General features: G+C 73.5%; 11 protein-coding genes. 1 reads left to right on the top strand and 10 read right to left on the bottom strand.

What is annotated here, in order from left to right:
• Positions 1 to 43 precede the first annotated feature (43 nt).
• The 9 genes from ndk to ACFWDO_RS11495 form a co-directional block, all read right to left on the bottom strand.
• Positions 44 to 511, bottom strand: a complete 468-nt coding sequence (gene ndk, locus ACFWDO_RS11535) for a nucleoside-diphosphate kinase (RefSeq protein ID WP_380323404.1) — start codon at positions 509 to 511, stop codon at positions 44 to 46.
• 99 nt (positions 512 to 610) lie between these two features.
• Positions 611 to 1,057: a DUF4233 domain-containing protein gene (locus ACFWDO_RS11530; protein ID WP_380323401.1), complete on the bottom strand. Its 447-nt coding sequence runs from the start codon at positions 1,055 to 1,057 to the stop codon at positions 611 to 613.
• Positions 1,054 to 2,757, bottom strand: a complete 1,704-nt coding sequence (locus tag ACFWDO_RS11525; RefSeq protein ID WP_380323398.1) for an MDR family MFS transporter — start codon at positions 2,755 to 2,757, stop codon at positions 1,054 to 1,056. The genes ACFWDO_RS11530 and ACFWDO_RS11525 overlap by 4 nt, the downstream gene beginning before the upstream one ends.
• A gap of 101 nt (positions 2,758 to 2,858) precedes the next feature.
• The gene (locus ACFWDO_RS11520) at positions 2,859 to 3,473 is read right to left on the bottom strand and encodes a TetR/AcrR family transcriptional regulator (RefSeq protein WP_380323395.1); all 615 of its coding nucleotides are present in this window, start codon (positions 3,471 to 3,473) and stop codon (positions 2,859 to 2,861) included.
• A 57-nt stretch (positions 3,474 to 3,530) separates the two neighbouring features.
• A complete protein-coding gene (gene dhaM / locus ACFWDO_RS11515; protein ID WP_380323392.1) occupies positions 3,531 to 4,229 on the bottom strand; it encodes a dihydroxyacetone kinase phosphoryl donor subunit DhaM in 699 nt (232 codons plus the stop codon).
• Complete coding sequence (dhaL, locus tag ACFWDO_RS11510) at positions 4,226 to 4,927, bottom strand: dihydroxyacetone kinase subunit DhaL (RefSeq protein ID WP_380323389.1); 702 nt, start codon at positions 4,925 to 4,927, stop codon at positions 4,226 to 4,228. The genes dhaM and dhaL overlap by 4 nt, the downstream gene beginning before the upstream one ends.
• Positions 4,928 to 4,968: 41 nt before the next feature.
• Positions 4,969 to 5,964, bottom strand: coding sequence for a dihydroxyacetone kinase subunit DhaK (gene dhaK / locus ACFWDO_RS11505; protein ID WP_380323387.1), 996 nt, complete (start codon positions 5,962 to 5,964; stop codon positions 4,969 to 4,971).
• 136 nt (positions 5,965 to 6,100) lie between these two features.
• Entirely contained in the window at positions 6,101 to 7,537 is a 1,437-nt protein-coding gene (locus ACFWDO_RS11500) for a bifunctional folylpolyglutamate synthase/dihydrofolate synthase (protein WP_380323384.1), read from the bottom strand.
• Positions 7,538 to 7,590: 53 nt separating this feature from the next.
• On the bottom strand, positions 7,591 to 8,070 hold the full coding sequence (locus ACFWDO_RS11495; protein ID WP_380323381.1) for a nitroreductase/quinone reductase family protein: 480 nt from the start codon (positions 8,068 to 8,070) through the stop codon (positions 7,591 to 7,593).
• A 121-nt stretch (positions 8,071 to 8,191) separates the two neighbouring features.
• Between ACFWDO_RS11495 and ACFWDO_RS11490 the strand changes: the two genes are divergently transcribed.
• The gene (locus ACFWDO_RS11490) at positions 8,192 to 8,890 is read left to right on the top strand and encodes an alpha/beta fold hydrolase (protein ID WP_380346947.1); all 699 of its coding nucleotides are present in this window, start codon (positions 8,192 to 8,194) and stop codon (positions 8,888 to 8,890) included.
• Between the two features lie 16 nt (positions 8,891 to 8,906).
• Here the strand turns inward: ACFWDO_RS11490 and ileS are convergent, their stop codons facing one another.
• Entirely contained in the window at positions 8,907 to 12,242 is a 3,336-nt protein-coding gene (gene ileS, locus ACFWDO_RS11485; protein WP_380323170.1) for an isoleucine--tRNA ligase, read from the bottom strand.
• Positions 12,243 to 12,252 lie beyond the last annotated feature (10 nt).

The raw sequence follows: 12,252 nt of genomic DNA, 5'->3' as shown, positions 1-12,252 counted from the left end.
TCGGTGCGTCGGGCAGGGGTCGAGGGCGCCCGGGACCGGGATGTCAGAGGTGCGGGAACCAGAGTCCGATCTCGCGAGCCGCGGACTCCGGCGAGTCGGAGCCGTGCACCAGGTTCTGCTGCACCTTCAGGCCCCAGTCGCGGCCGAGGTCGCCGCGGATGGTGCCGGGGGCCGCCTCCGTCGGGTTGGTCGCACCCGCGAGGGAGCGGAAGCCGGGGATGACGCCCTGGCCCTCGGCGACGACGGCGAGCGTCGGGCCCGACAGCATGAAGTCGACCAGGGGCTGGTAGAACGGCTTGCCCTCGTGCTCCGCGTAGTGCGCGGCGAGCAGCTCGGTGGTCGCCTGCTTCAGCTCGACGGCGACGAGCGTGTAGCCCTTCGCCTCGATGCGCCGCAGCACCTCGCCGGACAGGCCGCGGCGGACGCCGTCGGGCTTGACGAGCACCAGCGTGCGCTCGATGGCGGGGGCGGTCGGCTCGGCGGGCAGGGTGGTGTCTGCGACGTCGGTCATGACGGAGAGCCTATCGGCGCCGTCGCCCCCATCGACCACGGGATCCGTACCGCCATGACGTGAATGACGACACAGATCCCGTGCTCGAGGGGGCTTCGGTCAGAGGTTGGGCGCGGTCTCCGGGTGCTGCGCGTCGTAGGCGGCGCGCTCGCGGTCGATGCGGCCGCCGAGGCGCAGGGCCACCACCCACATGACCACGAACAGCACCCCGACGACGAACATCATCGGCAGCAGCAGGCCCATCGCCAGCACCGGCACCTGCACGACCGTCCCCGCGTAGTACCCCAACGGCGTCCCCACCATGCGGGACATCACCAGCAGCACCACGAACAGCACCCCGATCACGGCCCAGAGGGCCACGGGCGACTCGATGACCAGAGGGCCGAGCTCGTAGCCGCCGGAGTTGCGCAGCCCGTACAGGGCGACGCCGGCGAAGAGCACCACGAACGCCTCCAGCTGCAGCATCATCGACGTGAACTGCACCTTGGCGGGCTTGCGGGGCTTGATGCGGTCCCCCGGGCGGGGGCGGTCGTCCTTCTTGCTCACGACCCCACGATATCCGCGCGCTCGCGGGTGCCGGGACCGTCGTCGTCGGACGTGACGTCCGCGGTGCGCTCGCCGATCTCGTCCACGATCACGTCGCCGGCTGCGCCGTCGGCCGCGAGGGCCTTCGCCGGGTCGGTGACGGCCTCGCCGCGCGCCACCATGCCGGCGACGTCGGAGAGCTTGATCACCGGCAGGAAGAGCGCGAGGACCAGGCCCAGCAGGATGAGCGGCAGCAGGTACCAGAACGACGGGGCCAGCGCGTCCGCGTAGGCGTCGATGACGCCGGACTTGAACGGCTCCGGCATCCCCTGCACGACGGCGGGGGTGAGACCCTCCTCCGCCGCGCCGCCCGCGCCGGCGGGCATCCCGGCGAAGACGTCCTTGAGGTTGTCCGTCAGGCGCGTGGTGAAGATCGTCGTGAACAGGGCCGTGCCGACCGCGGCGCCGATCTCGCGGAAGAAGTTGTTGGCGCTCGTCGCCGTGCCCAGCTCGCGCGGGTCGACGGCGTTCTGCACCGCCAGCACGATCGTCTGCATCACGAGGCCCATGCCGGCGCCGAGCACGAAGATCATGGCCCCGAAGGTCCACATCGACATGTCGCCCGACAGGCGCGTCAGCCAGACCATCGCCAGGCCGACGATGATCAGGCCGGCCACCGGGTACATCTTGTAGCGGCCGGTCTTCGAGATGGCGATACCCGAGACGATCGAGGTCAGCATCATGCCGGCCATCATCGGGAGCATCAGCCAGCCGGACTCGGTCACGCCGGCGCCGGTGGACATCTGCAGGAACGTCGGGATCATCGCCATGGCCGAGAACATGCCCATGCCGAGCACCAGGCCGATGAGCGTGGTGATCGTGAACGTGCGGTTCTTGAACAGGCGCAGCGGGATCAGCGGCTCCGCGACGCGGGTCTCCACCACGATGAACGCGGCGACCGCCAGCAGGGTCACGACGACCAGGCCCGACAGGCGCCAGTCCGTCCAGTCGTAGCCGCTGGACGACAGCGACCGCCAGCTGGTGACGAGCACGATGCCGGTGGTGGCGACGGCCATGGTCACGATGCCGGCCCAGTCGACCGGGCGCGAGGAGCGGTGCGAGGGCAGCTTGAGCGAGAACCACGCGATCGCGAACGCGATGATGCCGATCGGGATGTTCAGCCAGAAGGTCCAGCGCCAGCCCGGGCCCTCGGTGAGCCAGCCGCCCAGGAGCGGGCCGAGGACGGCGGAGATGCCGAAGAGGGCGCCGAGGGGGCCCATGTACTTGCCGCGCTCGGAGGCGGGCACGATGTCGGCGATGATCGACTGCGACAGGATCATCAGGCCGCCGCCGCCGAGGCCCTGCACGGCGCGCCAGACGACGAGCTCCGGCATGTTCTGCGCGAACCCGGCGCCCGCGGACGCGAGCGTGAACAGCCCGATCGCGACGAGGAACGGCCAGCGCCGCCCGTACAGGTCACCGAACTTGCCGTACAGCGGCATGCCGATGGCGACGGCCAGGATGTAGGCCGTGATGACCCACCCCTGGTGCTCGACGCCGTTGAGCTCGCCGACGATGGTGGGCATCGCGGTGCCGACGATCGTCTGGTCGAGGGAGGACAGGAACATCGACGCCATCAGGGCGCCGAAGATCAGCCAGACGGTGCGCTGCGTCAGGACGACGAGCGGCTTGTCCGGCGCGGTGGGAGCAGCGTGGCTCATGGGACACCTCGGATCGGTGGCGCGGGGCGCCGGGGTAGTGACGGGGGCTGGGGGGTGGTTCGGGGACGGGGCGAGCAGGACGGGCGCGGGGCGCCCGGCGCTCACGCCGTGAGGATCGCGGAGAGCTGGCCGATGACGAGCGGCACGTGGTCGCCCACGTCGCCCTTCCTGCCGGTGCGGTCCCACTCGTCCATCGCGGCGCGCGCGACGCCGAAGACGACGAACGTGCACACCTCGGGGTCGGCCGGGAGCGGGGCCGCCTCGTGCCGTCGCTCGAACAGCGCGACGACCTGGGACTTGTGCCGCTCGAACCAGGCGAAGTGCCGGCTGAGCAGGCGGGGCTCGCGCTGGAGGATCTCCAGCACCCGCTCCGCGGCGTGCTGGCCGTGCCCGGAGAACGCGTGGAGCAGCGCGCGCACGAGCACCTCGAGGTCCGCGACGAGCCGCCCGCTGGGGCCGCCGGCCGCGAACGGCTCACGGACGTCGGCGCTGAGCTCGAACGCGCCCTGACCGAGCACCGCGTCGTCCTTCGACTCGAAGTAGTTGAAGAACGTGCGGGGCGAGATCTGGGCGGCCTCGGCGATCTCCTCCACCGTCACCGCGTCCAGGCCGCGCTCGAGCACGAGGCGCTGGGCGGCGTCGACGATCGCGTCCGAGCGGGCGCGCTTCTTGCGCTCGCGCAGCCCGAGGTCGCCGGCGGCGGTCGGAGGAGTCACCGGACAATCATGCACCCGCTGCAATATTGCACCAAGTGCAATTTCCTGTGAGCGTGCTCACACCTCGCCGAAGCCGCCCTCGATCAGCCCGACGACGGTCGCGACCGCGTCCCGGGCGTCGGGACCGTGGGCCGCCACCTCCACCTCGGTGCCCGCCGCCGTCCCGAGCGCCATGAGCTGCAGCACGCTCGTCGCGTCCACGCCCTGGAGCGTCACCGGGCCGCCGAACGCCGCCGCGGCGCGCGCCACCACCGCGGCCGGGCGCGCGTGCAGGCCCAGCGGGTTGCGGATCGTCACCCGCGCGGCGACGACGTCCCCCGGCGCCTCCTCGGCACGCTCGGCGGGCGCCGCCGACACCGCCGGCGTCGTCGGCGCGGGCGCCCCGGCGGACCGCGCGGCCGCGAGCACCGCGGCGAGGTCGCCGCCCTGCTGCGCCGCGACGGCCGCCGCCACGGCGCCCTCGACGAACGGGGCGTCGGCCAGGAGCACCCGGCCGCCGAGGTCGTCGTCGAGCTCCAGCGCGGTCTCGACGGTCAGGACGGCGGAGCCGAGGTCGGCCAGCACCACGACGCCGTCCACGCCGGGCAGCACGCGCCCGAGAGCCTCCTGCACGACCTCCAGCGACGTGCCGAGGCCGCCCTCGCCGTCCCCCGCCCCGCAGGCGAGGGCCACGTCCGGCGCCATCTCCCGGGCCAGCTCGGCCGCCCCCTCGGCCAGCCGGGCCGAGTGGGAGACGAGCAGCAGCCCGACGCTCATGCCGGGTCGCCGCCCGCGCCGTCGGCGGCGTCGGCGGCGTCGGCGGCGCCGTCGGCCGCACCGTCGAGCGCCGCGTCGAGCGCGGCGCGCAGCAGCAGCGCCGTCGACCGGGCGCCCGGGTCCTCGTGCCCGGCGCTGCGCTCGCCGAGGTAGGACGCGCGCCCCTTGGTGGCGACGAGCGGGACGGTCGCGGCCGCTCCGGCGTCGGCCGCGTCCGCCGCGGCGCGCAGCACCGCGACCGGGTCCTGCCCCGCGTCCGCGGCGGCGGTGGCCGCCTCGACCGCGGGCGCGAGGGCGTCGACCATCGTCTTCTCCCCCACCTGGGCCTTGCCGCGCGACGTCACGCCCTCGAGCGCGGCGTCGAGCAGGACGACGACGCCGGACTCGTCGACGCTGGGCCGTGCGGAGCGCTTCGCCGCGCGCAGGAACGCCGTGCCGTACAGCGGGCCGGACGCTCCCCCGACCTTCGACATGAGCGTGGTGGCCACGAGCATGAGCACGTCGCCGACCTCCGCGCGCTCCGCGGCACCCGGCTCGTCGAGCTTGGCGACCACGGCCTGGAACCCGCGGTTCAGGTTCTCCCCGTGGTCGCCGTCCCCGATCTGCCGGTCGAGCTCGGTGAGCTCGTCCTTCGCCGCCGCCACGACGTCGGCGGTGCGCCGCACCCAACGCTCCGCCCAAGCCACGTCGAGACCCATGCCCGCACGCCTCCTCGCCTCGGGGCGCCCCTCGGCGCCCGTCACCAGTGCAACGCCGCCGTGCGCACCGGCGCGTCCCACAGCTCCCGCAGCTCTTCGTCCAGCCGCAGCACCGTGATGGACGCGCCCTGCATCTCCAGGGACGTCACGTAGTTGCCCACGAGCGACCGGGAGACGGTGACACCACGCTCCTCGAGCAGCCCGCGCGCTCGACCATAGACGACGTACAGCTCGGACAGCGGCGTGCCGCCCATCCCGTTGACGAACAGCAGCACGTCGTCGCCGGCCGCGAGCCGCAGGTCCTCGGCGACGGGGTCCAGCAGGCTGCGCGTGATCTCGGTGGCGCCGGAGAACGGGATGCGGTGGCGGCCCGGCTCGCCGTGGATGCCGATGCCGATCTCCACCTCGTCGTCGGGCAGGTCGAAGGAGGGCTTGCCGACGTGCGGCACGGTGCAGGCGCTCAGGGCCACGCCCATGCTCCGCACGTTCGCGACCACACGGCCCGCGACCTCCGTGACCGCGCCGAGGTCGTCGCCGCGCGCGGCGGCCGCGCCGGCGATCTTCTCCACGCACACGGTGCCGGCCACGCCGCGCCGGCCCGCGGTGTACAGGGAGTCCTCGACCGCGACGTCGTCGTTCACGAGGATCGTCGTGATCTGCGAGCCCTCGGCCTCGACGAGCTCCACCGCGGTCTCGAAGTTGAGCACGTCGCCCGTGTAGTTCTTCACGATGGCGACGACGCCGGCGCCGGAGTCCGCGCCCAGGATCGCCGGGACGATCTGGTCCGGCGTCGGCGAGGTGAACACCGCGCCCGGGACCGCCGCGTCGAGCATCCCGTCGCCCACGAACCCGGCGTGCAGAGGCTCGTGGCCCGACCCGCCGCCGCTGACCAGGCCCACCTTGCCCGCCACCGGACCGCCCGCACGCGACACGTAGACGGGCTCCGTGTGCACGTCGACCAGGTCGGCGTGCGCGAGGGCGAAGCCCGCGAGCGAGTCGGTGACCGCGTCCGCGGGGTCGTCGAGCAACTTCTTCATGTCCTGCCTCCTCGGCTCACGGCTGCCACGCACCGTCGGCGGCCTGTGCCCCCATCCAACACCCGGCGACGACGCCACGCAGCACCCTGGCCGGCCGCCGCTCGGGTGATCGTGCCCGCTCGCGGGGGCGTCCCGGTCAGCCGCGTCCCAGCAGGATCCGCGCGTCCGCGACCGTGATGACCGACCCCGTGACGAGCACGCCGCGGCCGGTGCCGACGCCCACCTGGTCGCCGCTCTCGGCGAGGTCCGCCGCGACCGCCAGCGCCTCGTCGAGCCGCGCGGCCGTGCGTACCCGGTCCTCGCCGAAGATCTCGCGCGCCACCTCGGCCAGGTCCTCGGGGTCGGCGGAACGGTCAGAGGAGTTGCGGGTCAGCACCAGCTCGGTGATCGCGGGCTCGAGGGTGGCGAGCAGGCCCTCCACGTCTTTGTCCGCCATGACGGCGACGACGCCGACCAGCCGCGGCAGGTCGAACTCCTCGTCCAGCGCGTCGACCAGCGCCTGCGCGCCGTGCGGGTTGTGCGCCGCGTCGACCAGGACGGTCGGGCTGGAGCGCACCACCTCGAGGCGCCCGGGCACGACGACGTCGGCGAACGCGGTCTCCACCACGCCCCCGTCGAGCGCGCGCCCGCCGAGGAACGCCTCGACGGCGGCCAGGGCGAGCAGCGCGTTGTGGGCCTGGTGCTCGCCGTGCAGCGGCACCAGCACCTCGGTGTAGAGCCCGGCGGGCGTGCGCAGGTCCACGAGCTGCCCGCCGACGGCGACGCGGCGGCCGGCGACCTCGAGCTCCAGGTCCTCGCGCAGCAGGTGGGCGGAGACGGCGGCGGCACGCTCGCGCAGGATGTCCTCGACGACCGGCTCCTGCGCGGCGCTGACCACCGTGGCGCCGTCCTTGACGATGCCGGACTTCTCGGTCGCGATCTCGGCGAGCGTGGAGCCGAGCCAGCGCTCGTGGTCGATGCCGACCGGCGTGATCACGGCGACCTCGCCGTCGACGACGTTGGTGGAGTCCCAACGCCCGCCCATGCCGACCTCGATCACCGCGACGTCCACCGGGGCGTCCGCGAAGGCCGCGACCGCCATCACCGTGAGGACCTCGAAGAAGCTCAGGCGGGGCCCGCCCTCGGCCTGCGACTCGCGGTCGACGACCCCGATGTAGGGCGCGACGTCCTCCCAGACCTCGACGAACCGGGCGGCGCTCAACGGCTCGCCGTCCACCTGGATGCGCTCGGTGACGCTGGTCAGGTGGGGCGACGTGAACAGGCCGGTGCGCAGCCCGTGCTCGCGCACGAGCCGCTCCGTCATGCGCGCCGTCGACGACTTGCCGTTGGTGCCGGTGAGGTGGATCGAGCGGAACGCGAGCTGCGGGTCGCCGAGCAGCTCGAGCACCCGCCGGACGCGGTCGAGCGTCGGGTCGATGTCGTGCTCCGGCGCTCGCGACATGATCTCCGCGTAGACCTCGCGCAACGACTCCTGCGCCACGGCGTCCTCCGCCGCCGCACGGGCGGCCTGACGCTCGGCGGCCTTGGCCTTGCGGTCGGCGGTCGAGGGCTTGTTCTCAGCGTCGGGGGTCACCACCGAAGGATAGGCGCTGCGCGCCCGACCGTCGGGTGCCGACGACCGCCCCGTCAGCGCGGTGCGAGCACCACCACCGGCGTCTCGCCGGCGCGGTGCGCGGCGAACCGGTCGACGTCGCCCCACCCCTGGTGGCGCCCGACGAGGGCCCACAGCCGGTCGCGCTCCGGGCCCTGCGCCTCCGCGGCGCGGACGGGCCGCGCGCCGTCGACCGTGTCCACGTCCGCGTCAGGGTGGGCGCGCAGGTTCAGCCACCATGCGGGCGGCGGGTCGCCCCAGCCGTTCATCGCGAGCGTGACGTACCGGCCCTCGTCCTCCACGTACCCGAGGATCACGGCGCGCTCCTGACCGCTGCGCCGCCCGACGACGCGCAGGCGCAGCATGCCGAACTTGCCGCCGGGGGTCGGCCGGCGCAGCGGCCACCGCCCGCCGGTGAGCCGGTAGCCCCCGCGCTGGAACGCCCACGCCGAGCGCACGAACCAGCGCGGCGGCACGAACGGGGGGCGGTCGTCGGGGGCGGGTGTCGCGTCCATGGCGGGGACTCCTCGCGGGTGCCGGCGCCGGCGCGCCGGGGCTCCCAGGCTAGCCCTCGGGCCTGCCGCCGCGCCGCGTCGTCGCCCGGGGCTGTCGTCGGCCAGGGCTACGGTCGTCTCGATGGCCACCGACGACGCTCCCGTCCGCCTCGCCCACCACGCCGTCCAGGGCCCACCGGGGTCGACGGCCCCACCGCTCGTGCTGCTGCACGGCGGGGGCGGCGACGGCAGCACGTGGGACCCGTTCGTCGCCGCGCTCGCGCAACGTGCCACCGTGGTGGTGCCCGACCTGCGCGGCGCAGGCCGCAGCCCGGCCGTCGGCGCCGGCTCCGTGACCGCGCTGCGCGACGACGTGCTCCTGCTGCTCGACGATCTCGCCCTGGACCGGGTGGTGCTGATCGGGCACTCGCTGGGCGGGCTGGTCGGGCTGCTGGTGGCGCAGGAGCGGCCCGGCCTCGTCGCCGCGCTCGTGCTGGAGGAGGTCCCTCCCCCGGAGCCGCTCGGCCTGCCCGTGCCGGAGCGGTTCGCGGACGACGCGTCGTTCTACGAGCGCAGGATCCGCCCGGCGGTGCTGGCCGAGCTCAACGCCCCCGCCCCCGGCCTGGTGGCGGCCCTGGCCGCCGTCACCGCGCCGACCCTGGTGATCGGCGGCGGCCCCGACAGCCACCTGCCGCAGGACGCGATGGCACGGATGGCTGCCCTGCTGCCCGATGCGCGGTTCGTCACCCTGCCCGGCGGCCACCTGGTGCACCCGAGGCACCCGGAGACGTTCCTGCGCGAGGTCGAGGCGTTCCTCGACCTCGCGCAGGAAGGGTCCTGACGGCCGGGCGGGCCACTCAGCCGGCCGGCGACTCCTGCTTGCTCACGCGCACCGCGCGCTCGCCGTCGCCTGCCGCCACGGCGAGGTCGAGGGCAAGCGTCTCGCGGGCGATGAGGTCCCGATGGGCCTCCACGGCCGCGACGTGCTCGGCCGGGACGTCGAGCTCCAGCACGATGCGGTCGCCGACCTCGAGGCCGGCGGCCTTGCGGGCGTCCTGGACGTCGCGGATGACGTCGCGGGCGTAGCCCTCGGCGCGCAGCGCGTCGTCGAGCGCAAGGTCGAGGACGACGAACCCGCCCCCGGGCAGCACGCTCGCCGCGACCTCGCCGCCGGCGCCCTCCGCCACGACCGTCGTCAGCTCGTACTCGGGCTCGAGCAGCGGCTCGTCGCCCGCGTCCGTGGTCACGACGACGGTGCCGTCGTCGTCCCGCCGCCACGCGCCGGACTTCGCGGCCCTGATGACGGCCTGGACGCCGCGGCCCAGGCGCGGACCCGCCGCGCGGGCGTTGACCGCGAGGCGCTCGGTGATGCCGAACCGCTCGGACGCCGCGCCGTCGGCCTCGACGAGGTCCACCGCCTTGACGTTGAGCTCCGTGGCCAGCAGCCCCGCGTAGTCGGCGAGCGCCGCCGGGTCGGGCACGGCGACGGTGAGGCGCGCCAGCGGCTGGCGCACGCGCAGCTGGTGCGCCTTGCGCAGCGCGAGGGCGCTGGACACCACGGCACGCACCTCGTCCATCGCGGCGACGAGCTCGTCATCGCGCACGAGGGCTGCGTCCACGACGCCGTCGGCCGAGGGCCAGTCCGTGAGGTGCACGGACCGACCGCCGGTGAGGCCGCGCCAGACCTCCTCGGTGAGCAGCGGCGCCAGCGGCGCCATGACGCGGGTCAGCGTCTCGAGGGCGGTGTACAGCGTGTCGAACGCGTCGGCGTCCTCGGCCCAGAACCGGTCCCGCTGGGTGCGCACGTACCAGTTGGTGAGGACGTCGAGGTGCTCGCGCACCGACTCGCAGGCCCCGGAGATGTCGTAGGCGTCGAGCTGCGCCGTGACCATGGCGACGAGGTCGTGCGTGCGCGCCAGCAGGTACCGGTCGAGGGCCGGCAGCCCCGCGACGCGGTCGGCCGTCACGGGCTTCGCCGTGTAGCCGGCACCGTCCCCCTCCGATCCGGTCGCGCTGTTCGCGTACAGGGTGAAGAAGTAGTAGGTGCTCCACAGCGGCAGCAGCACCTGGCGCACGGAGTCGCGGATGCCCTCCTCCGTCACGACGAGGTTGCCGCCGCGCAGGATCGGGCTGGCCATGAGGAACCAGCGCATCGCGTCGGAGCCGTCGCGGTCGAACACCTCGGAGACGTCCGGGTAGTTGCGCAGCGACTTGCTCATCTTGCGGCCGTCGGAGCCCAGCACGATGCCGTGGGAGACGGCGGTGCGGAAGGCGGGGCGGTCGAAGAGCGCCGTGGCGAGGACGTGCAGCAGGTAGAACCAGCCGCGGGTCTGACCGATGTACTCGACGATGAAGTCGCCCGGGTAGTGGTGCTCGAACCAGTCCGCGTTCTCGAACGGGTAGTGCACCTGGGCGTACGGCATGGAGCCGGAGTCCATCCACACGTCCATGACGTCCTCGACGCGGCGCATCGTGGACTTCCCGGTCGGGTCGTCGGGGTTGGGGCGGGTGAGCTCGTCGACGAACGGGCGGTGCAGGTCCGGCTCGCCGTCGGGGCCGAGCGGCAGGCGGCCGAAGTCGCGCTCGATCTCCTCCAGCGACCCGTACACGTCGATGCGCGGGTGCGCCGGGTCGTCGCTCTTCCACACCGGCACCGGGGAGCCCCAGAACCGGTTGCGGCTCAGCGACCAGTCGCGGGCGTTCGCGAGCCACTTGCCGAACTGGCCGTCCTTGATGTGCTCCGGCGTCCAGGAGATCTCCTGGTTGAGCTCGACCATGCGGTCCTTGAACTTCGTCACCTCGACGAACCACGAGGAGACGCCCATGTACATCAGCGGCTGCCGGCAGCGCCAGCAGTGCGGGTAGGAGTGGGCGTACGACTCGCGGCGCAGCAGCACCGTGCCGGCGGTCACCGAGCCGGCGTCCGCCTCGCCGCGCGTGCGCGCCTTGAGGTGGTCGATGATCGGCAGGTTCGCGTCGAAGACCTGCAGCCCGGCGTACTCGTCGACCGGGTGAGTGAACGTGCCGTCCGCCCGCACGGGCATGACGGAGGCGACGCCCTCGCGGTCGCAGACGACCTTGTCGTCCTCGCCGAACGCGCCGGCGCTGTGCACCAGGCCGGTGCCGTCCGTCGTCGTGACGAAGTCCGCCTCGACCACGCGGTGCGCGCGCTCGCGCCCCTCGTAGTAGGAGAACGGCGGCACGTAGGAGGTCTGCAGCAGCTCGCGGCCGGTGAGGCGCCCGACGACGCGCGGGGCGTCCTCGCCCTCGTCGGTCAGCTCGCGGGCGTACGCGTCCACGCGCGCCTCGGCGAGGACGTAGCGCTGCGGGGTCCCCGTGAACGAGGACTCGACGACGACGTACTCGATCTCGGTGCCGACCATGACGAGCAGGTTGGACGGGAGCGTCCACGGCGTCGTCGTCCAGATGAGGAGCTTGTCGCCCGGGCGCACGACGTCCTGGCCGGCGGGCACGGTCGCGACGTCGAAGCCGACGGTCACGGCCGGGTCCTGGCGCGTCTGGTAGACGTCGTCGTCCATGCGCAGCTCGTGGTTCGAGAGCGGCGTCTGGTCGTTCCAGCAGTACGGCAGCACGCGGAAGTCCTCGTACACGAGGCCGGCGTCGTAGAGCTTCTTGAAGCCCCACAGCACCGACTCCATGTAGGTGACGTTGAGCGTCTTGTAGTCGTGGTCGAAGTCGACCCAGCGCGCCTGGCGGGTGACGTAGTCGCGCCACTCGGTCGTGTACTTCAGCACCGACGAGCGGCAGGCCGCGTTGAACTTCTCGATGCCCAGCTCGAGGATCTCGTCCTTGGTCTTGATGCCGAGCTGGCTCATCGCCTCGAGCTCGGCGGGCAGGCCGTGCGTGTCCCAGCCGAACCGGCGCTCCACGTGCTTGCCGCGCATGGTCTGGTAGCGCGGGACGACGTCCTTCGCGTAGCCGGTGAGCAGGTGGCCGTAGTGCGGCAGGCCGTTGGCGAACGGGGGACCGTCGTAGAAGACGAACTCGTTGCTGCCGTTCTCCCCCGCCGGGTTCTTCGCCACGGACGCGCGGAACGTGTCGTCGGCGGCCCAGAAGTCGAGGACCTCGCGCTCCAGCGCCGGCAGGTCCGGGGAGGCGGGGACGCCGGCGATGCCGAACGCCGCGCCTGGCTGGTCGGACTTCTCGGACGAGCGGTGCTGCGGGTAGGCCATGGGTGGGCTC

It is taken from the genome of Isoptericola sp. NPDC060185 (assembly GCF_042728595.1).
Lineage (GTDB): Bacteria > Actinomycetota > Actinomycetes > Actinomycetales > Cellulomonadaceae > Isoptericola.
The sequence above is the reverse complement of the archived record's forward strand: the minus strand, read 5'-3'. Positions and strand labels throughout refer to the sequence as shown.

Bases quoted from the DNA above. Each gene is read 5' to 3' on its own strand.
- ACFWDO_RS11495 (WP_380323381.1), bottom strand. From the start codon at position 8,070: ATGGACGCGACACCCGCCCCCGACGACCGCCCCCCGTTCGTGCCGCCG.
- ACFWDO_RS11525 (WP_380323398.1), bottom strand. From the start codon at position 2,757: ATGAGCCACGCTGCTCCCACCGCGCCGGACAAGCCGCTCGTCGTCCTG.
- ACFWDO_RS11490 (WP_380346947.1), top strand. From the start codon at position 8,192: ATGGCCACCGACGACGCTCCCGTCCGCCTCGCCCACCACGCCGTCCAG.
- dhaK (WP_380323387.1), bottom strand. From the start codon at position 5,964: ATGAAGAAGTTGCTCGACGACCCCGCGGACGCGGTCACCGACTCGCTC.
- ndk (WP_380323404.1), bottom strand. From the start codon at position 511: ATGACCGACGTCGCAGACACCACCCTGCCCGCCGAGCCGACCGCCCCC.
- ileS (WP_380323170.1), bottom strand. From the start codon at position 12,242: ATGGCCTACCCGCAGCACCGCTCGTCCGAGAAGTCCGACCAGCCAGGC.
- dhaL (WP_380323389.1), bottom strand. From the start codon at position 4,927: ATGGGTCTCGACGTGGCTTGGGCGGAGCGTTGGGTGCGGCGCACCGCC.
- dhaM (WP_380323392.1), bottom strand. From the start codon at position 4,229: ATGAGCGTCGGGCTGCTGCTCGTCTCCCACTCGGCCCGGCTGGCCGAG.